This is a genomic window from Rhizobium sp. P38BS-XIX (genome assembly GCF_012641435.1).
Lineage (GTDB): Bacteria > Pseudomonadota > Alphaproteobacteria > Rhizobiales > Rhizobiaceae > Rhizobium.
The window spans coordinates 1-20,239 of record NZ_JABAIJ010000020.1 but is presented as its reverse complement, the minus strand read 5'-3'; the positions used below and the strand labels follow the sequence as shown (position 1 = coordinate 20,239).

The window sequence follows — 20,239 nt, the reverse complement described above, 5'->3', positions numbered from 1 at the left end:
AGATTATTCCGGCGTCGCCGGAAGGAGAAGTATCGTGACCACCCTTCAGACAGCCGCAAACAACAATTCCGCCCCTGCGAACATCGCTCCAGCGCCGGTTGCCCGACCTGCCATGAGCCCGCTGCGCATGTGGACCGCCGTGATCGGCTCCACGCTCGGCGCCTTCATGGCCGTTCTGAACATCCAGATCGTCAACGCATCGCTTGCAGACATTCAAGGCGCGATCGGCGCCGGAACAGACGATGGCGGCTGGATATCCACTTCCTACCTGATCGCCGAAATCGTGGTCATTCCCCTCAGCGCCTGGCTGGCGCGCGTCTTTTCGGTGAGGCTCTATCTGCTCACCAACGCTGTCCTCTTCCTGCTCTTTTCGGTCGGCTGCGCCTTTGCGGCAAACCTGCAGCAGATGATCATTCTGCGCGCCATTCAGGGCTTTTCCGGCGGCGTGCTGATCCCGATGGCCTTCACGATCATCATTACCCTGCTGCCGAAGCCCAAGCAGCCGATGGGCCTTGCGCTTTTTGCCCTTTCCGCGACCTTCGCGCCGGCCATCGGCCCGACCATCGGCGGCTACCTCACGGAGAGCTGGGGCTGGGAATATATCTTCTACGTCAACCTCGTCCCCGGCATCCTGATGGTCGGCATGCTCTGGGTTTCGCTCGATCGCACGCCGATGAACCTCTCCCTGCTTGCCAAAGGTGACTGGCCCGGCATCATCACCATGGCGATCGGTCTTGCCGCCTTGCAGACCGTGCTCGAGGAAGGCAACAAGGATGACTGGTTCGGTTCGCCCTTCATCGTGCGCCTATCCGTCATCGCCGCAGTCTCGTTGACACTGTTCCTGATCGTCGAGCTTCGCGCCGCCCATCCGCTTCTCAATCTGCGCCTTCTGGTCCGCCGCAATTTCGGCTTCGGCATCATCGCCAATTTCCTGATGGGCGTTGCTCTCTACGGCTCCGTGTTCATTCTGCCGATCTATCTCACGCGCATTCAGGGCTATAATTCCGAACAGATCGGCATGGTGCTGGCCTGGACGGGCATTCCTCAGCTGCTGCTGATCCCGTTGGTGCCGCGACTGATGAAACGTTTCGATGCGCGTCTGCTTGTTATCGTCGGCTTCGCGCTGTTTGCCGCATCGAACTTCATGAACGTCCATATGACCGGCGACTATGCCAGCGATCAGCTTTTCTGGCCGAACATCGTGCGCGCCATCGGCCAGGCATTGGCCTTCACACCGCTGACCGCGATCGCAACGGCCGGTATCGAGCAGGAAAATGCAGGCTCCGCTTCGGCGCTCTTCAACATGATGCGAAACCTCGGTGGCGCGGTCGGCATCGCGATGCTTCAAACCTTTCAGGCCAAGCGCGAGCAATTTCATTCGAACATTCTCACCAACTCGGTGTCCATGTTCGAAGAGGCGACACGCGCCCGTGTCGCCAGCCTCACCAACTACTTCATGAGCCATGGCGTCAGCGATCAGGCTGCAGCCACGCATAAGGCGATCATCGCCGTCGCCGCAAGCTTGCGCAAGCAGGCCAACATCATGTCGTTCAGCGACACGTTCTATCTGCTTGGCGTGGCGCTGGTCATCGCCCTGATTGCCAGCCTATTCCTCAAGAAAGGCGGCCACCTCTCCGGCGGCGGCGCCCATTGAGCACGGCGTAACGAGCGGAGGACCGAGCAATGACCTTGTTTCACGACGCACCCGAAACTTCGAGCCGCAACGCTCGTTCGAAGTACACCCGAAACGACGCAACGGCTGCCCTGAGCCTTATCGAGTGGCTGACCGGAGACGAGTGCCATGCTCTCGACGAGGCCAGCCTTGTTTCCGGTCTCGGCCGCCGCCTGCAGGCGCTCGGCCTTCCCGTTGACAGACTGACGTTGCATCTGACCACGCTGCATCCCGAATTCATCGGCCGCACCTTTGCCTGGGCGCCCGGTGAGCCGATCGAGATCCATGACCGGGAACACGGATCACGGCTGGTTCTGGCCAATACGCCCCTGCTCAAGGTGCAGGGCATGCGCGAGCCGTTGATCGTCGGTCCCGGCGAAAGCCTGCATGGACCGTGGCAACACATCGACATTTTTGCCGGACGAAAGCTCGTGCAGCTGGTGATCGCCCCCCTTTGCAATGCGGATGGACCGATCAGCACCGCCGTATTCGCGACCCGCCGTCCGGGTGGCTTCACCCCCATAGAGCAAGACGTCATCGAGCGGATTCTGCCGGCATTGCGCAATACCTGTGAGCTGCGTGTGTTGCGTCAATGCGAGCTCAGCCTGCTGGACACCTATATCGGACCCATGACGGCAAGCCGAATCCTTGCCGGCCATATCCGCCGCGGAGACATCGAATCCATGGAGGCCGCGCTGCTCTTGTGTGATCTGCGCGGCTTTACCGAATTATCCAATCAGCTCCCCGGCGCCACCGTCATCGGTTTGCTGAACGAGTACTTCGACAGGGCTGTGCCGGCGATTACCCGCGAAGGCGGCGAGGTCCTCAAATTCATGGGCGATGCCGTTCTCGCCTTCTTCCCGGATATCGATGCCGCCCGAGCCTGCGAAGCCGCATTGATTGCGGCGAAGACGATCCTCGATGAAATCGAGACCTTCGTCTATGACGGCATTCGCATCAAGGTCGGCATCGCGCTCCACTATGGCGAGGTCCGATACGGCAATGTCGGGTCCGGCAATCGTATGGATTTCACCCTCATCGGCCGAGACGTCAATGTGGTCAGCCGCATCCAGGGTATCTGCAGCGAAAGGGGCGATGCTCTCCTGATGTCGGAATCCTTCCGTCGGCAGGCCGGTATGGCAAATGCGATATCGATCGGCCCGCAACGACTGAAGGGGCTTGTCGAGCCGATGGAGCTCTTTACCATCGCAACCGAATAGAGCGTGATAATAAAACCCTGGGCGGCAGATCGTCTTCAAAAGGATTGCGGGCTCGCCCCATTGCCGTACCCTGATGCACCCTTTCAATGGAAAAGGCTGGCACGGAGCTTGCGCATAACGTTGCGAGCGTGCCATTGAGTATCTCCATCAGGCTGGATTGGATATTCGCGAGACAGGCACACACCGTCCTGTCTCTAGGATATTAGGCTGGGAATAGTGATTGCTTACTCCGTTGCGAAGGTTCTGGTCAGGCCGGCGCTTCAGTTGAATACATCGAAGAACGAGGATGCATTCGTGAATTCGTTGTATATCGCAGCAATTCCAATCGATTTAGGGCTAATCCAGGACGACTGTCATAAAACCATTTCAGAAAAATTCATAAGCCATGCGACGTCTCCGTTCAGAGCGGAGATGACAAGTCGCTATGAGCGAAAGTGATTAAACGCTGACAAGGACATCGAGACAGCGCTACGGAGATTTGCATGACGCCTTTTCCACATAGCGGTTTTTCGCACACCTTCAATCGGATCAAAGGGACGCCCAGCATGGGTGTCTTCTCCGACTACAAATGGGTGCCCTGGATCCTCGCCGTCTACTTCATCGTACAAGCGACCATTCGCATACTCATTTCGAATTCCGTACGCATTGACGAAGCGCAGCAATTTCTGGTTGGGCAATGGCTGGCCTGGGGATATGACGCTCAGCCGCCGCTTTACAACTGGCTGCAATACGGCGTGTTCGAGATCTTCGGCACCAGCATCGCATCGCTGGTCATACTCAAGAACGCACTGCTTTTCCTTGTCTATCTTGCCTATCATAAGTTGGCGCGGCAGCTCCTGGTTGACCGCAGATTAGCGGCTCTCGCGACCTTGTCGCTGCTGACCATGCCGCAGATGTTCTGGCAAGCGCAACGCGACCTGACCCACACGGTCGGCACGTTGCTCACGATTACCTTGTTCATCTACTTCGTGGTGAAGACGGTTCGCAATCCGACGATCTCGTCCTATGCGATGATCGGCTTGTGGGCTGGGCTGGGCATGCTCACCAAGTATAATTTCTCCCTCATCATCGTCAGTGTCCTGGTCGCAATTCTGTGCCAGCCCGGCGGGTTCAAGAGAGTGGCGAACTGGCGCTTCCTTCTGACACTTTCAGTTGCAGCACTCGTTTTCCTGCCGCACGCGCTGTGGATGATATCCAATATGGATCTCGTTCTGACCACGACCGTCAAAACTATGTCGGAGCAGGATCAAGGCAGCAAGCTTTCCGATATCGGCCATGGTCTGATCGAGCTGATCACGACATCCGTCGTCATCATTGCCCCGACCACGGTGATATTCCTGCTGTTTTTCCGCCAGTCTTTCCTCCGGGCGATGCGTGCAAAAAGCCAATGGAGCGACTTCTTTTCAAGGATCTTCTTGAGTACGGTCGCGATCCTGCTGATCCTGATGGTGTTTGCAACCTTAACGGAGTTCCGTGATCGCTGGTTGCTTCCCCTGTTGTTCCTGGTGCCTCTCTACTTCTGTCTGAAGCTTGAAGCTGCGGGCGACGCAAAGCCGGAAGAGGTGAGGAAATTCTTCACCCTCACATTCGCGATGATGATTGCACTACCGATCATCATTGCCGCAGGTGTCATGCTTCCGCGCGTATTCAATTCTTATGAACATCTGAACACGCCCTATGCGAGTTTCATCAACAAGGTGATCCCCGAGGAAGGCAAACTGCCGAGGGCAGTGGTAACCACGACGTGGCTGAAAGCCGGCAATATCCGTGTGAACATGCCACACACGACAGTCATATCCACAGAGTATCCCAAATCGGACCTGACGCGAGAAGCGATCGGAAACGGGCCTGTTCTACTGGTCTGGAACGAGCGTGACGGTCATCAGTCGACCATGCCGCACACGCTGCAGGATTGGCTGACGACGAAGTACGGGGCCTCCGTCGTCCTGCCTTCACAAAACGATGTCGCGCTTCCCTATTATTACGGGCGAAAGGCGGATCGGTATCATTTCGGCTATGCATGGTTCGTCCCACCTGCGCAATGACAAGCGCGAGATCATGCACTCATGCTCTTGCCGGCCACCCCATCCTGACGGCAAGCACGCTGCCCGGTCCATGCACGGCGGCGAAGAACAGGCCGGCGAGGAAGGTGAAATGATCGACGAAAAAGCCGAACTCAGCCTGGTTCGCAGCCCAACGGCTGGGACCATGGAATGAAAATCCGAGAAAGACGACATAGACGGCTGCGATCAACGCCGCCGGCGTGAAGAATGCGCCGCTCAGAAAAGCGACGACCAAAAGTGTTTCGAGGATGGCCGCACACCAGGCCAGAAACAACGGGAACGGAAAGCCGGCCGCAGCGATATAGCCTGCGGTTCCACCCATATCCATGAATTTGAATGAGACGGCCATCAAAAAGACGGCGGCGAAGATCAGGCGAGCAATGAGAATGGCGGCGGTCTGCCAGGTCGTTTGAGCGTTTTCCACGGTATCCCTCCAGATTGAAGCGGTTGATGCTCCAAGGACGGACGGAAAAAGAGGATTCCGACACCGATTAGAAATTTTTCTTGAGACGACGGTCGCAATAACGCAACGCCTCAATCGACGCTGATCTCACCGGCAATCCGGCTTTGTAGACATCTAGCCCGCGGATTGCTTGATGAGGTACTGGCAAATCAAGCGATCATCGCGCAGACACTGCTCGGTTGCCGGAAGACCCGTGGCTTCCGAGAAGAAGGCTGCAAGCGCGCGACAGACACATTTTTCTTCTCGAACGGCGCTTCCGAGCGGGCAGCTGTAATTGCGCACCAGGACTCCATCGGACTGGACAATGGCTTCCGTGCTGGCCCCGAGCGCATCCGCCGCCGCCATGGCGGCCTTCAGCCCGCTTTCGAAATCGACCGGCTTGGCCAATCCGGCATCGCGGGCAAGCTGACGGCCGGCCTCGTCAAGAGCATCGCCAAGATCGGATGCATCCGTTCGATTGGCGAGCGTCTTCAGCAGGCTGAGCAGGATGACGCGGTATCCACCCGATGCGATATCCTCCGTGCCCGGAGAGGTTTCGTAGAAAACGGCCGGCTTGCCCAGGCCGCTATATTGCCGAAGCTTGCTTTGGCGAATGAGCCCTTCCGCCTCCAGTTGCTTGACCTGCACGTTGACGGCGTTGCGCGTCACGCCAAGCTGCTCGCACAGTTGAGAGATTGTCAGCGGGTTTCGCCGCAGCAAGCTCAAGATTTCATTCTTCGTCGTCACTGCTCACCAAAATCTTTCTGGACACGGCTGGATATCGCAGATCGAGCTAAGCATCAACAAAAAACATTAATAACAATTTTTATTGTCATTAATGATGTTAAATGATACCTCCCGCTTGCCAAGCCCGAAACGAGCCAGCGGCAAGGCCGATCCAAAAGGGGATCGATTGGACAGTCCGCGCGACGGTGATCACCTGCCTTGAAGGATGCTTGCCGGCGCGGAATCGACGAACTGGCCCGAATGGAGAAGGGAAATCGAAAATGAAGATCTGTCAGCACGTCTTGCGGTCAGCCACCGCAATCTCGGCAGCAACCGCTTTGATGTTTACTGCGGTGGCCGCCAACGCAGAAAGCTACAAGGCGCATCTTACATCGCTCAACACCGGTAAGATCGGAACATCAGCACAAGGCGACGCAACCTTCAAAGTCGTTGGAAACGATCTCGAAATCCATATCAAGATGACCGGCGTTCCCGCTGACATAGAACATTGGGAGCACTTTCATGGCTTCCCCGGCGGCCAGAATGCCACCTGTGTGACGCCGGATCTGGACAAGAACAAGGACGGATACCTGGATCTCGGCGAAACCGAGCCCGTTTCCGGCACGACGATGGTGCCCTTCAACGACAAGCCGGAAGAAATGAATATTCCGACCCATACCTATCCGCATGCCGACGCCACAGGAGCCTATGAATATACGAAGGTGGTGCCGCTGAAGGCGCTTCAGGAGAAATTTGGCGAGGTCTACAAGGGTGGATCAATCGATCTCGATAAGCGCGTCATCATGGTTCACGGCGTCCCGGAGGGTCACGCTCTGCCTCCAAGCGTTGGCTCGCTCGGAACCATCCCCTCGCATGTCACCCTTCCGATCGCCTGCGGCAAGATCGAGAAAGTGGCCGACTGAACGATCATCGAAAGCGAGCAGTCGAAACAAACCGACCGCTCGCGGACGCTTTTCCACGCCTCGTCTGATCACGCGCCCATGGCGGCCAGTATCAGTGAGCGGCTTTCACTTCCGGAGCATCGACCATGAATACGTCTCTTATCCCGAACAACAGCCTGATCACCGCAACACCCGAAGACGGGCGGCAACTGGCCATCAAGATGGCCCGGCTTGTCATCAAGACCACGCAGCCGGACGATTCCATCAGAAAGACACTACGCGAAATCTACGAGAAGGATGCGGCGATGCTGATCCAGATCGGCCAGGTGGTTGCGACGGAATTTTCCACGATCGCAGCTGCCAATCATTATTGGGCAAGCGCCGATAGGCTCGATGCCTAAAGGCAGGAAGGGGTGATCACGCGTCGGCAGACCGGGTGCCGGCCGACGCGTGAATGGGCGGATATTATTTTGTCTGCGCGGCCTTTTGTGCAGAAAGATCCATCGCCATCTGCGATGCGGCCTGAAGATTGAGACGCGAGTAGACGCCGAACGACGAGCCGTCGTCGAGGAAGCCGCCGCCCGGACCTTCGGTCTCGGTCAGGATCTGATTGGCCTCTTCAAGGCTTAAGGATGGGAAGGCGGCGGTCAGAAGGTGGCCCGCTTCCGGCGCCAGCTTGTTGACGTCTTCCTTCACGCCGAAATTCTTGGGGTAGACGACCGGCAGGCCATAGGTCTGCGTCACGTCATAGGCCGCCTGATTCATGGCCGGATTGCTGAGCCTGCCTGTATCATCCTTGGCGCAAACGGCGATTTCGGCGCCGCAATTGCTCTTCAGAGCCGCCGTCACGTCTGCCCGTGCCGCCGCCAAGGCTGCCGGATAATCCTTGATGACAGGCGCGCCCTTCACGGTCTGGCCGACATAGGCCGGATCGTTCGCAAGCAGATGCGCCAGATCGTAGGTCGCAAGCGTGCGCCCGCCCAGCACGTCCATGGCGTAGTGCGCGCCGATGATGATGCGGTCGTTGCCATATTCGGAGGCGCGCGTGATCATCTCCGGATAGCGTTCCGGCACGAGAAGCGCCAGCAGTATGGATCCCATGTAGCCGTAGGTCGTGTGGCCGCTCGGGAAGGATGGGCTGTCGACCAGGTTCATGACCGGTCCGCGATTGTAGACCGTGTTGTTGGCCGGCGCGCCGAAATAGTCGCGGCCGACGATCGCAAGAACCTGAGGCTCCGTCTGGAACGGACGGGAATCGCCGTAGGCATCCGCGCCAGCCGTCCCGGCCGGACGACCATAGTTTACACCGAAGACATCGGAGCTTCCGCCATTCTGCTTCAGAATATCCGCGGCTTCTGCCGACACCGCCGTTTTGCCGTCCGTCGTGGCGTTGGCGAAGAAATACTTGCCGGAATTGGAATCCGAACCGGTCGTGCCGTTCGTATAGGCGATCAGATCGGCAACCGCCTGCGATATGCTGGTGAAATGCTCCCGGTCCTGATAATGCGCCCTTGCGACATAGGCGGCTCCGAGCGTGGTGCCGAGACCGTCAGCGAGTTCAGCGAGATTGCCGTCGGTGATGAAGGCGTCTCTCAGCGCCTGCTGCTGTTGCTCAGCAAAAGGCAGCAATGTCGGCTGCCGTATGTCGCCCGTCTGAATTCCGCCGGTCACGGTGAAATTCGAAGAGAGGGCTGCCTTCCCATTTTGGGTCTTGCCGAGAACCGACAAGGGCGAAAGTCCCTTCAGGACCGCGATGTTGGTGGCTGTTTGCGCCATCGCCGGGACGATTGCGGTCGTCAGGCTGAGGCTAAAGGCGATCGCAGCACAATTCAAAATCCGCATGGTTCACTCCAATTCGAGCCGATGGGTCCGCGCACAATTTCCCACTACGGCCGGATTGGCAACATGTTTTTAAGCCCTGCAGCAGGGCAAAAAACGCCAGAAAGATGAGACTTTATCAAGAGTTGAGCAATGACACGGCGTCAACCATGTCACCAATTTGTCAAACAGTCAGATGACGGCGGGCTTCTGGCGTATCCAGCGTCTGCGCCTCGCCCTGGTGCACGATTTCGCCCCGATCCATGATGTAGACGTAATCGGCCAGCTCTCGGCAGAAATCGAGATATTGTTCGACGAGAAGAATTGCCATGCCCGTGGAATCGCGCAGGTATTTGATCGCCCGACCGATATCCTTGATGATCGAGGGCTGGATGCCCTCCGTCGGCTCATCGAGAACGAGGATCTTCGGCCGAGTGACCAAGGCACGGCCAATGGCGAGCTGTTGTTGCTGACCGCCGGAAAGATCGCCGCCGCGCCTCGACAGCATCGATTTCAAAACCGGAAAGAGTGTGAAAATGTCCTCCGGCAGAAATCGTTCCTTGCGGGCGACCGGCGCGTAACCCGTCTCCAGATTTTCCTTGACCGTCAGCAGCGGAAAGATCTCGCGGCCCTGCGGAACGTAGCCAATGCCAAGCTTGGCGCGGGCAAAGGGCGCCATGCCGTTCAGAGCGACGTCATTGAACGCGACCGTACCGCCGCTCAAGGGATGTTGCCCTGTGACCGCCCGCAGCAGCGAGCTTTTGCCGACGCCATTGCGCCCCAGGACGCAGGTGATCTTTCCCATCTCCGCCGTCAGCGATATCCCGCGAAGCGCCTGTGCCGCACCGTAATGCAGGTTTGCTTTCTCTACAGCCAGCATCGCGATGCTCCCCGGTTTGTCGAACTCTCGTTTGGCAAAAAAACATGCATGGGACGTGATGAACTTCCTTGCATCGTCATCGCCCCAGATAATTCTCGATGACTTTCGGATCGTTGCTGACGTGATCGATCGATCCCTCCGCCAGCACCGACCCTTCCGCAAGGCACGTCACCTTGACCCCGAGTTCGCGAATAAAGCCCATATCGTGCTCGACGACGACGACCGAACGCGTCTTGGCAATCTCCTTTAGCAGGATGGCTGTCTCGGCCGTTTCGGCATCGGTCATGCCGGCGACCGGTTCGTCGACCAGAAGCAGTTTCGGCCCCTGCGCCAGAAGCATGCCGATCTCCAGCCATTGCTTCTGCCCATGCGAGAGGTTTGCCGCCAGCTCGTGCTTGCGATGCTGCAGCCGCACCGTGTCGAGAATCTCCTCGATGCGCTGGCGGTCCGCAGTTGTCAGCCGGTAAAACAACGTCGAGAAAACGCCACGGCTGCGATTCAGCGCCAGCTCGAGATTGTCCCAGACAGTATGGCTTTCGAAAACCGTGGGCTTCTGGAATTTCCGGCCGATGCCGAGTTGGGCTATATCCGCCTCGTCCTTCTTGGTCAGATCTATCTGGCCGTCGAAAAATACCTCGCCCTCGTCCGGGCGTGTCTTTCCGGTGATGATATCCATCATCGTCGTCTTGCCGGCACCATTCGGACCGATGATGGCGCGCAGTTCACCCGGAGCGATGACGATCGACAGGGAGTTCAGCGCCTTGAAGCCATCGAACGACACCGAGACGTTGTTTAGATAAAGCATGCTTGTCGGCTTGCCGTCAGGTATCATGATCTCTACTCCGCAACCTGAATGGAGTGATCGGTACCGGTCTTTTCCATCACTGCCGAGGCTTTTCGCGCCCGTCTGTTCTCCGCGTAGTGACGGACCGTGCCGACGATGCCGCGCGGCAGGAAGAGCGTAACGGCCACGAACAGGCCGCCTAGTGCGAACAGCCAGAAATCGGGAAACGCACCGGTGAAAATGGTCTTGCCGCCATTGACGAGGATCGCGCCGATGATCGGACCGATCAGCGTGGCGCGACCGCCCACAGCCGTCCAGATGACGACTTCGATTGAATTGGCGGGCGCGAATTCTCCAGGATTGATAATGCCGATCTGCGGCACATAGAGCGCACCCGCGATCCCCGCCATCATCGCCGATACCACGAAGACGAACAGCTTCATGTGTTCGACGCGATAACCGAGGAAGCGTGTCCGGCTTTCGGCATCGCGCACGCCGATCAGCACCTTGCCGTATTTCGAGCGAACGATGGCCGAAGACAACATCAAGGCTGTTGCGAGGAACACTGCAGTTACAGCGAACAAGACTGCGCGCGTCTCGTCGGCCTGGATGTTGAAGCCGAGAATATCCTTGAAATCGGTGAGGCCGTTATTGCCGCCGAAACCCATGTCGTTGCGGAAGAAGGCAAGCAGCAGCGCATAAGTCATCGCCTGGGTGATGATCGACAGATAGACGCCGTTGACACGCGAACGGAAGGCGAACCAGCCGAAGATGAAGGCAAGCAGGCCGGGTGCAACGAGGACCATGAGCATGGCGAACCAGAAATGATCGAAGCCGTACCAGAACCATGGCAAATCCTTCCAGTTCAGGAAGACCATGAAGTCGGGCAGGACCGGGTTGCCGTAGGTGCCGCGCGAGCCGATCTGGCGCATCAGGTACATGCCCATGGCATAACCGCCGAGCGCGAAGAAGGCGCCATGGCCAAGCGAGAGAATGCCGCAATAGCCCCAGACGAGATCGAGCGCCAGCGCCAGCAGCGCATAGGTCAGATACTTGCCGAACAGCGACATCAGATAGGTCGGCACATGCAGCGCACTCGTTTCCGGCAACAGCAAGTTCGACAGCGGTACAAAGATCGCCACGACAAGCAAGACCGCGATGGCGATGCTGATGCGACGATCCAGCGAGCGAAGGAGAAAGGCCGTGATCATGCTTCCACCGCCCTTCCCTTGAGCGCGAACAGGCCGCGCGGACGTTTCTGAATGAAGAGAATGATGAGAACGAGCACCAGGATCTTGCCGAGGACGGCTCCCGCATAGGGCTCAAGGAATTTGTTGAGGATACCGAGCGAGAAGGCTCCCACGAGCGTCCCCCAGAGATTGCCGACACCGCCGAAGACGACCACCATGAAGCTGTCGATGATGTAGCCCTGGCCGAGATTTGGAGAGACATTGTCGATCTGCGAAAGCGCTACGCCCGCCATGCCGGCGATGCCCGACCCCAGCGCAAAGGTGAAGGCGTCGACCCAGGATGTGCGAATGCCCATGGACGACGCCATGCGCCGGTTCTGCGTCACCGCGCGCATTTGCAGACCGAAGGCCGAACGCTTGAGGAGGAGCAGCAGCGCGACGAACACGCCGAGCGAAAAGACAATGATCCAGAGCCGGTTCCAGGTGATGGAGAGATAGCCGAAGTCGAAGGATCCGGACATCCACGAGGGGTTGCCGACTTCCTGATTGGTCGGCCCGAAGATCGAGCGCACAGCCTGTTGCAGGATCAGGGATATGCCCCAGGTGGCCAGCAACGTTTCCAAGGGTCTGCCATAAAGGAAGCGGATCACGCCACGCTCGATGACGAGACCGACGGCACCGGTGACGATGAAGGCAACCGGGAGCGCGATCGCCAGCGACCAATCGAAGAGCGCGGGATAGGACGTCCGGATGATGCTTTGAACGACGAAAGTCGAATAGGCGCCGAGCATCACCATCTCGCCATGCGCCATGTTGATGATGCCCATGACGCCGAAGGTGATGGCAAGACCGATGGCGGCCAGCAACAGCACCGAGCCGAGCGAGAGGCCGTACCAGACATTCTGCACCGCATCCCAGATCGTCAGTTGATCCTTAATGCTGGCGATGGCGGCGGCAATATCGGGCTTGAGGCTGTTGTCGACTGTGACCGACGAGAGGATGCCGATGGCGTCGCGGCCGCCTTCGACCCGAATGGTCTCGATCGCCGCTCTCTTGTCTTCTGTCGGTCTGTCGGAGCCGAGCACGGCGACCGCTCTTGCGCGCTCCAGCACGCCGCGAATTCCTGCATCCTTCTCGCTCTGGAGCGCCGTCTCGACGGCCTCTAGCGAATCCGCGCTCGGGGATTTCAGGATGGATTGAGCCGCCTCGAGGCGAGTTGCGCGGTCGGGGCTCATCAGCGTCAAACCGCCGAGAGCCGCGCGAACGGCACGGCGCAGATTATTGTTGATCTTGATCTTGCTGAGATTGTCCTTGGCTTCCTGGCCGGCAGCCTGAGCCGTCAGCGGATCGGTAAGGCTCATCATATCGTCAGCGGATTTTGCGATGAAAACCTGGCTGTCGGATTTTCGCATGTAGAGATCGCCGTCCGAAAAAGCCTGCAATGCCGATACAACCTTCGGATCGCCAGTTTTCGCCAGATCCTGAACGATGGCGCCTGCCTGCTGGAAGTTGGCCTGACCGAGTTGGTTGATGAGCCCGTGGACGTCTTCCTGGGCGCGCAGGCTCGTGGCGGTCAGCGTCAGCAGCAGGCAGAGGCCGGCGACCAGCGCCGTGGCCATGCGGTAAACGAGTTTGTCGTGCATTGTTGTCCCCTCAAGATGCCGCGGGCAGCAAAGCCTGCCCGCGGCGGTCTCTTGTGAAATCAGCGGAGATCAGGAACCCTTGCCGCCGCACTTGCCGGTGGTGACGTTGAAGTTGCCGCAGTTCATCGGCATGCGCCAATCCGAGATCAGATCCTTGCTGTCGGGCAGGTAGTCGGACCATTCCTTGCCGACCACCGAAGGGGTCTGCGAGACGACGTCGAACTGGCCATTTTCCTGCACTTCGCCGATCAGGACCGGCTTGGTGATGTAGTGGTTCGGCATCATCGTTGCGGTGCCGCCGGTGAGGTTTGGAACGCTGACGCCAACCAGAGCGTCGATCACCTTGTCCGGATCGGTAGTGCCGGCCTTTTCGACGGCCTTCACCCACATGTTGAAGCCGATATAGGCGGCTTCCATCGGATCATTGGTCACACGCTTGTCGTTCTTGGTGTAGGCGTGCCATTCCTTGATGAAGGCGGTGTTGGCCGGTGTGTCGACGGACTGGAAGTAGTTCCAGGCGGCAAGATGCCCGACGAGCGGCTTGGTATCGACACCGGCAAGTTCCTCTTCGCCGACCGAGAAAGCGACGACCGGAATGTCCTCCGCCTTGACCCCCTGGTTGCCAAGTTCCTTATAGAAGGGAACATTGGCGTCGCCGTTGATGGTGGAGACGACTGCCGTCTTCTTGCCGGCCGAACCGAACGTCTTGATCTTGGAGACTTCCGTCTGCCAGTCGGAGAAGCCGAACGGCGTGTAGTTGATGATGATGTCTTCGTCCTTGACACCCTTGGACTTCAGGTAGGCTTCGAGGATCTTGTTGGTCGTGCGCGGATAGACATAGTCGGTGCCTTCAAGCACCCAGCGCTGCACGCCTTCGTTCTTCATCAGATAGTCGACGGCCGGGATCGCCTGCTGGTTTGGCGCAGCACCCGTGTAGAAGACATTGCGCTCGGACTCCTCGCCCTCGAACTGGACCGGGTAGAAGAGAATCGAATCCAGTTCCTTGAAGACGGGCAGCACGGACTTGCGCGACACCGAGGTCCAGCAACCGAACACGGCGGCGACCTTATCCTTCTGGATCAGTTCACGAGCCTTTTCTGCAAAAAGCGGCCAGTCGGAAGCCGGATCGACGACGACGGGCTCGAGTTTCTTGCCGAGAACGCCGCCCTTCTTGTTCTGCTCGTCGATGAGCATCAGCATGGCATCCTTCAGCGTCGTTTCCGAAATCGCCATGGTGCCGGACAGCGAATGCAGCACACCGACCTTGATGGTGTCGTCGGCTGCGAAAGCGCCGTGAAATGCTGTCGTGGACATGATGGCGCCGAGCAGCGCGCCTGAAACGAGAGTCTTAAATTTCATCTACAGTTCCCCTCTTTTTTGTCTGCTGCAACGGTCGGTAAACAGGAATTTGCCGTTGCCTGCAGCGACTATCCGGCAGCCCCTGGGGAAACCACATACGTAATATGACGTAGACGCCGGGGCGAAATCTGCAGCTTTCGGCACCCCCATGCCCTTAAGCACCGTCTCGATCCATGTTACGACATCTCTGGACTGCCGGAGAGTTGCGGCGGGACGGCTGAAGGGTAAGCATGGCTGCGCGGCAACGCATCATTCCGGTAAGACGCGAGTACAATCGCTGGGTCGCAAACCAGACGCTGGAAGACTACGCCCTGCGTTTTACCGCCAAGAGCGCGCGGCAATTTTCCTCGCAGCGCATCTCGCAGACGGCAATCGGCGCGATTTCTTTCCTGGCGCTGGAAGCCATCGGCGGCGCCATCACGCTCTCCTACGGCACCACCAATGCCTTCTACGCCATCATCGTTGCGAGCATCGTCATGTTGGCGGTGGGCTTGCCGATCAGCCGCTATGCCATCCGCCATGGCGTCGACATCGATCTTCTGACACGCGGCGCGAGCTTCGGCTACATTGGCTCGACCATAACCTCGCTGATCTATGCCAGCTTCACCTTCATGCTGTTTGCGATCGAAGCCTCGATCATGTCCGGCGCGCTGGAACTGACGCTCGGCATACCTGTGTGGATCGGCTACATCGTCAGCGCCGTGATGGTGATCCCGCTCGTTACGCATGGCGTTCGCCTCATCAGCCGCTTCCAGCTGTTGACGCAACCTTTCTGGATCGTGCTCAACGTCCTGCCTTTCGTCTTCATCGCTTTTACCGATTGGGGAAAGTTCGATCTGTGGCGCGCCTTTGCAGGCATTCATCATCCTGCCAGCGCCTCAGGCAATGCAGCGCCCTTCGATCTGGTGGAGTTCGGCGCCGCCTCCGCCGTGATCCTGGCACTGATGTCGCAGATCGGCGAACAGGCCGATTTCCTGCGCTTCCTGCCGCCGGACGGCCATCGCAAATGGCGCCATCGCGTCGCCGTCTTCCTTGCAGGACCGGGATGGGTGATCATCGGTGCGCCAAAGCTTCTGGCCGGCTCTTTCCTTGTTGTCCTGACCCTGACTTCGGGCGTGCCGGCCGATCGCGCTGCCGATCCCGCCCAGATGTACCTGACAGCCTTCGGCTACATGATCCCCTGGCACAACGCCGCCCTGCTCCTGATGGCCGCCTTCGTGATGATCTCGCAGCTGAAGATCAACGTCATGAACGCCTATGCCGGCTCGCTCGCCTGGTCCAACTTTTTTTCGCGACTGACGCACAGCCATCCCGGCCGCGTGATCTGGCTCGTCTTTAACGTCGCCATCGCGCTCCTGTTGATGGAGCTCGGCATTTATCGGCTCCTGGAAGAAACTCTTGGTATCTTCTCGATCATCGCCATGGCGTGGCTTTGCACGATCTCGGTCGATCTCTTCGTCAACAAGCCGCTGGGGCTTGCACCGCCCGGCATCGAATTCAAGCGCGCACATCTCTATGACATCAATCCGGTCGGCCTCGGCGCCATGGCTCTCTCGGCAACCATCGCCCTTGCAGCGCATTTCGGCGCTTTCGGCTCGGTCGTAGCGTCGCTCGCGCCTTACCTGACCCTGATCGTTGCGCTTATTGCCTCGCCGGCCATCGCCTGGACCACGAAAGGCAAATACTATCTCGCCCGCAAGCCACGTCAGAGCTGGAAGAACCAGACGACGATCACCTGTTCGGTCTGCGAGCACCCTTTCGAGCCGGAGGACATGGCCTGGTGCCCAGCCTATGCAGCACCGATCTGCTCGCTTTGCTGTTCGCTCGACAGCCGTTGCCACGACATGTGCAAGCCGAAAGCCCGGCTCAACACGCAGGTCGCCACCGTCGCCAAGACCCTGCTGCCGGAAAGCATCGTCGCAAGACTTGCCACGCGCCTCGGTCGCTATGGCATAGCCGTTGCCGTCGCGCTGACCGCGATGGGTGCGATCCTTGCCATGATCGCCCATCAGGTCGGCGCCGCCTCGCCCGAAACGGCTTTCGTGGTCAATCGCACGATCCTGATCGTCTTCTTCGTCTTTGCGGTAATCGCCGGCGTCGTCTGCTGGTTCTACGTGCTTGCCCATGACAGCCGCGTGGTCGCGGAAGAGGAATCCTCTCGCCAGAACACGCTGCTTCTCAAGGAAATCGCTGCGCATAAGAAAACGGATGCTGCCCTACAAGGCGCCAAGGAGGCGGCTGAGGCCGCAAACCGCGCCAAGAGCCGCTATGTCGTCGGCCTCAGCCACGAATTGCGCACCCCGCTCAATGCCGTGCTCGGCTATGCGCAAATCCTGGAGCGGGACGAGACGATCCCTGCCCCCAGGCAGTCCTCCTTGAAGGTCATCCGCCGGAGCGCCGAGCATCTGTCAGGCCTGATCGACGGGCTACTCGATATTTCGAAGATCGAGGCCGGCCGTCTTCAGGTCTATTCCAACGAGATCAACATCCAGGATTTCCTCGACCAGATCGTCGACATGTTTCATCCGCAGGCGCAGGCCAAGGGGCTGATGTTCGTGCACGAACGTTCCACTGCCCTGCCCGATTATGTGCGCACAGACGAAAAAAGGTTACGCCAGATCCTCGTCAACCTGTTGTCCAATGCCATCAAGTTTACGGACGCAGGCAGTGTCCGCTTCGAGGTCGGATACCGCAATCAGGTGGCGACTTTCACTGTTTCGGATACCGGCCGGGGTATAGCTGAAAAGGACCTGACCCGCATCTACGAACCTTTCCAGCGCGGCGAGGCCGATAGCGTCAGGCCAATGCCCGGACTGGGCCTCGGTCTGACCATTACCCGGCTGCTGACGAACACGCTTGGCGGCGAGATTTCCGTGACGAGCGAAAAGGATTTAGGCTCGACGTTCCGCGTGCGGCTGATGCTGTCGGCGGTGATCCGCCCGATGAAGCCGCCGGCGCAGGAGCAGCGCATTACCGGCTATGACGGACCGCGACGCACCATCGTCGTCGTCGACGACAACGAGGATCACCGCGAGCTGATGCGGGAAATCCTGTCGCCGCTCGATTTCATCGTGCTCACGGCGGCCGGTGGCCCGGATTGCCTGACGCTGATCGAGGGTATCAAGCCGGATCTCTTTCTCGTCGATATCTCCATGCCCGGCATGAATGGCTGGCAGCTTGTCTCGCGCCTTCGGGAAAATGGCCAGACGGCGCCGATCCTGATGCTATCGGCCAATATCGGTGATGCCGCTGCGGCGAGCGACAGCGATGACAGCCACAATGACGCCATCTCCAAGCCAGTCGATATCCGCCAGCTTCGCGACAAGCTCGCGCTGCATCTCGGACTGAAATGGGCCTATGCCGATGCCTCCGCGCCAATAGTCCCGAAGCCTCCGCCGCTTCTGAAGAGTCCGGGTATAGCGCATGTCCGCGAACTGATGCGGCTTGCCGAAATCGGCTATATCAGAGGCATCGAGGCGAAACTTGCTGACCTTGCCAAGCTGGAGGAAAACAGACCCTTTACCGATGCTTTGCGGGCTCATGTTCAGGCATTCGATCTCGGCGGCTTGTTGGCGGCGCTGCGCAATTTCGACATGGAAGAGGTAGACCAGAGTGAGTGAGACGGCCCTGCCCCGCGACATAGTCTTGCTGGTGGACGATTCACCGGAAGCGCTTGGCTTCTTGACGGATGCGCTCGAACAATCCGGTTTTTCCGTGCTGATCGCAACCTCGGGTTCCGCAGCGCTCAGCATCGTCGAGCGTATTACGCCCGATCTCATCCTGCTTGATGCCGTCATGCCGTCGATGGATGGCTTCGAGACCTGCCGCAGGCTGAAGGCCAATGCCGCGATCGCCCAGATTCCGGTCGTCTTCATGACTGGACTGACCGAGACCGAACACGTGGTCAACGCGCTGGATTCCGGCGGTGTCGACTATCTGACCAAACCGATCAACATCGACGAACTGCGCGCCCGCATCCGGGTTCATCTGCGCAATGCCCGCTCTGCCCAGAGCTCCCGCGTGGCGCTCGACGTCGCGGGACGACATTTGATGGCCGTCCGCCGCAATGGCTCTGTCTTATGGTCGACGCCGCAGGCGACCCGCCTCGTCAACGCCGCCTCGGGAACCGACGAGGGCTTGAACAGCCTGGTGATGCCGATCGCCGCTTTTATATCCGCCCGAGACAATGGTGGCGCACCTCACGACACGAACTTTGCCGTCAAGATCAAGGGCGAAGTCGCGCTGCAGCTTTCTTTCCTCGGCACCATAGGTGCCGACGAATATCTGTTTCGTCTGACCGCCACGAAGCAGGTGCCGGACGACGAGCTTCTTCGCTCGCGATTCAAGCTCACGCAGCGGGAATCCGAAGTCCTGCTATGGATCGCCAAGGGAAAGGCGAACAAGGACATTGGCGAGATCCTCGGCCTTTCAGCGAGAACCGTGAACAAACATCTTGAGCAGATCTATATCAAGCTCGGCGTTGAAAATCGCTCTTCCGCCGCCGTGATGGCAGCGGCTGCCTTTCACGAAAACCGAGAGAGCAACGCCTGAAAAGTCGACGGCTCGGCCGAATGACGGCGGCCCCAGGAATGAGCGCCGGCTAAAACAATCTCAAATGGCAGCCACTTCAAACAAACCCTTCGGCCGCATGGAACCAACTCATGCAGACATGGTTATGTCTCCTACCGTACAAAAGCTCGCGCGGATGTCCCGGAGCTCCAAGCCGATGGAGAAGCAAGCTGGCCGACCCTCAAGACCAAGTTTCCGTGCTCGTCGTCGAAGATGAACCTCTTCTGCGCCTGTCGATGGTCACTGAGCTCGAACTTGAGGGCTTCACCGTCTTCGAGGCAGGGAATGCCGCCGAAGCAATCGAGATCATCGAAGCAAACCCGGAAATCCGATTGCTCTTCACCGATGTCGACATGCCGGGCACAATGGATGGATTGCTGCTTGCCGCCTTCGTTCGAGATCGCTGGCCGCCCATCAAGATCATCGTCACCTCGGGACATCGCCTGCCCGAAGACTGCGAGCTCCCGGAAGGCTCGCCCTTCATGAGCAAACCCTACGTTGTCAGCGAAGTCATCTCTACGATCCGCATTCTCGTCACTGGGTAGAATGAGGGCCGTTGGCTCAGAATTACCGTAGATGCAGCTGCATAAGCAGGTCGCCGCGGCTGTCACGGCGACCTTGTTGAGCATGAGGCAGGTTGGACTAGAACTTCTTTCCTGCGGCGACTTTTGCACCGACGGATTTCTGCCCATCGCCTTCGATGTTGAAGAGGATGCTGGTGTCGAGCATCCAGAAGTTCTGGGTCTGCAGCGAGACGCCGGCGGTGATGGCGGCGAACGCGCCGGCGCCGTCCATGCCGGAATAGCCGCCGGTCAGCCCGAGCTTCGGCGTCAGCTTCGTGCCATTCTCCATCGTGAAGGAGCGGGCGATCTCGGCCCCCAGGCTGACGCGGAACTGGTCCTCGTTGAAGCCGTCGATGGTGATGGCATCGCCGGAACTGTTCTTGACCGTGTAGTCGTCGACCTTTTCCG

Annotated in this window: 17 protein-coding genes; 8 read left to right on the top strand and 9 right to left on the bottom strand. The window is 58.8% G+C overall.

What is annotated here, in order from left to right:
- Positions 1 to 112: 112 nt before the first annotated feature.
- The 3 genes from HGP17_RS32930 to HGP17_RS32920 all read left to right on the top strand — a co-directional run bounded on the left by HGP17_RS32930 (position 113) and on the right by HGP17_RS32920 (position 4,937).
- Positions 113 to 1,654 carry an MDR family MFS transporter gene (locus HGP17_RS32930; RefSeq protein ID WP_168816234.1) on the top strand — a complete coding sequence of 514 codons (1,542 nt, stop codon included), beginning with the start codon at positions 113 to 115 and terminating at the stop codon, positions 1,652 to 1,654.
- Positions 1,655 to 1,683: 29 nt separating this feature from the next.
- Entirely contained in the window at positions 1,684 to 2,892 is a 1,209-nt protein-coding gene (locus tag HGP17_RS32925; protein WP_168816190.1) for an adenylate/guanylate cyclase domain-containing protein, read from the top strand.
- 482 nt (positions 2,893 to 3,374) lie between these two features.
- Entirely contained in the window at positions 3,375 to 4,937 is a 1,563-nt protein-coding gene (locus tag HGP17_RS32920; RefSeq protein WP_168816188.1) for a glycosyltransferase family 39 protein, read from the top strand.
- Between the two features lie 19 nt (positions 4,938 to 4,956).
- Here HGP17_RS32920 and HGP17_RS33875 read toward each other — a convergent pair whose 3' ends face one another.
- A complete protein-coding gene (locus tag HGP17_RS33875) occupies positions 4,957 to 5,379 on the bottom strand; it encodes a DoxX family protein (protein ID WP_168816186.1) in 423 nt (140 codons plus the stop codon).
- A gap of 153 nt (positions 5,380 to 5,532) precedes the next feature.
- Positions 5,533 to 6,144 carry a MarR family transcriptional regulator gene (locus HGP17_RS32910; RefSeq protein WP_168816184.1) on the bottom strand — a complete coding sequence of 204 codons (612 nt, stop codon included), beginning with the start codon at positions 6,142 to 6,144 and terminating at the stop codon, positions 5,533 to 5,535.
- 260 nt (positions 6,145 to 6,404) lie between these two features.
- Between HGP17_RS32910 and HGP17_RS32905 the strand changes: the two genes are divergently transcribed.
- Positions 6,405 to 7,046, top strand: a complete 642-nt coding sequence (locus HGP17_RS32905) for a hypothetical protein (RefSeq protein WP_205926239.1) — start codon at positions 6,405 to 6,407, stop codon at positions 7,044 to 7,046.
- A gap of 125 nt (positions 7,047 to 7,171) precedes the next feature.
- Positions 7,172 to 7,426 (top strand): hexameric tyrosine-coordinated heme protein, encoded by a 255-nt coding sequence (locus HGP17_RS32900; protein ID WP_168816182.1) that lies wholly within the window; start codon positions 7,172 to 7,174, stop codon positions 7,424 to 7,426.
- A gap of 64 nt (positions 7,427 to 7,490) precedes the next feature.
- Here HGP17_RS32900 and HGP17_RS32895 read toward each other — a convergent pair whose 3' ends face one another.
- From HGP17_RS32895 to urtA, 6 genes are all read right to left on the bottom strand, one after another.
- The gene (locus tag HGP17_RS32895) at positions 7,491 to 8,867 is read right to left on the bottom strand and encodes a phosphatase PAP2 family protein (protein ID WP_168816180.1); all 1,377 of its coding nucleotides are present in this window, start codon (positions 8,865 to 8,867) and stop codon (positions 7,491 to 7,493) included.
- Between the two features lie 160 nt (positions 8,868 to 9,027).
- A complete protein-coding gene (gene urtE / locus HGP17_RS32890; RefSeq protein ID WP_168816178.1) occupies positions 9,028 to 9,723 on the bottom strand; it encodes an urea ABC transporter ATP-binding subunit UrtE in 696 nt (231 codons plus the stop codon).
- 76 nt (positions 9,724 to 9,799) lie between these two features.
- Positions 9,800 to 10,555 carry an urea ABC transporter ATP-binding protein UrtD gene (gene urtD, locus HGP17_RS32885; RefSeq protein ID WP_168816176.1) on the bottom strand — a complete coding sequence of 252 codons (756 nt, stop codon included), beginning with the start codon at positions 10,553 to 10,555 and terminating at the stop codon, positions 9,800 to 9,802.
- Positions 10,556 to 10,560: 5 nt separating this feature from the next.
- Positions 10,561 to 11,718, bottom strand: coding sequence for an urea ABC transporter permease subunit UrtC (gene urtC, locus HGP17_RS32880; RefSeq protein ID WP_168816174.1), 1,158 nt, complete (start codon positions 11,716 to 11,718; stop codon positions 10,561 to 10,563).
- Positions 11,715 to 13,340: an urea ABC transporter permease subunit UrtB gene (gene urtB, locus HGP17_RS32875; RefSeq protein WP_168816172.1), complete on the bottom strand. Its 1,626-nt coding sequence runs from the start codon at positions 13,338 to 13,340 to the stop codon at positions 11,715 to 11,717. The genes urtC and urtB overlap by 4 nt, the downstream gene beginning before the upstream one ends.
- Positions 13,341 to 13,409: 69 nt before the next feature.
- Positions 13,410 to 14,699: an urea ABC transporter substrate-binding protein gene (gene urtA, locus HGP17_RS32870; RefSeq protein ID WP_168816170.1), complete on the bottom strand. Its 1,290-nt coding sequence runs from the start codon at positions 14,697 to 14,699 to the stop codon at positions 13,410 to 13,412.
- Between the two features lie 230 nt (positions 14,700 to 14,929).
- Here urtA and HGP17_RS32865 point away from each other — a divergent pair, with 230 nt between their 5' ends.
- The 3 genes from HGP17_RS32865 to HGP17_RS32855 all read left to right on the top strand — a co-directional run bounded on the left by HGP17_RS32865 (position 14,930) and on the right by HGP17_RS32855 (position 19,813).
- The gene (locus HGP17_RS32865; RefSeq protein WP_168816168.1) at positions 14,930 to 18,319 is read left to right on the top strand and encodes an ATP-binding protein; all 3,390 of its coding nucleotides are present in this window, start codon (positions 14,930 to 14,932) and stop codon (positions 18,317 to 18,319) included.
- Entirely contained in the window at positions 18,312 to 19,250 is a 939-nt protein-coding gene (locus HGP17_RS32860; protein WP_168816166.1) for a response regulator transcription factor, read from the top strand. Before HGP17_RS32865 ends, HGP17_RS32860 begins: the two co-directional genes overlap by 8 nt.
- Before the next feature lie 215 nt (positions 19,251 to 19,465).
- The gene (locus HGP17_RS32855) at positions 19,466 to 19,813 is read left to right on the top strand and encodes a response regulator (RefSeq protein WP_348649017.1); all 348 of its coding nucleotides are present in this window, start codon (positions 19,466 to 19,468) and stop codon (positions 19,811 to 19,813) included.
- Between the two features lie 97 nt (positions 19,814 to 19,910).
- On the opposite strand, the gene HGP17_RS32850 is transcribed toward HGP17_RS32855, so the two are convergent.
- Positions 19,911 to 20,239, bottom strand: a 329-nt coding sequence (locus tag HGP17_RS32850; protein ID WP_168816162.1) for an autotransporter domain-containing protein, incomplete at its 5' end; no start/stop codon positions are given.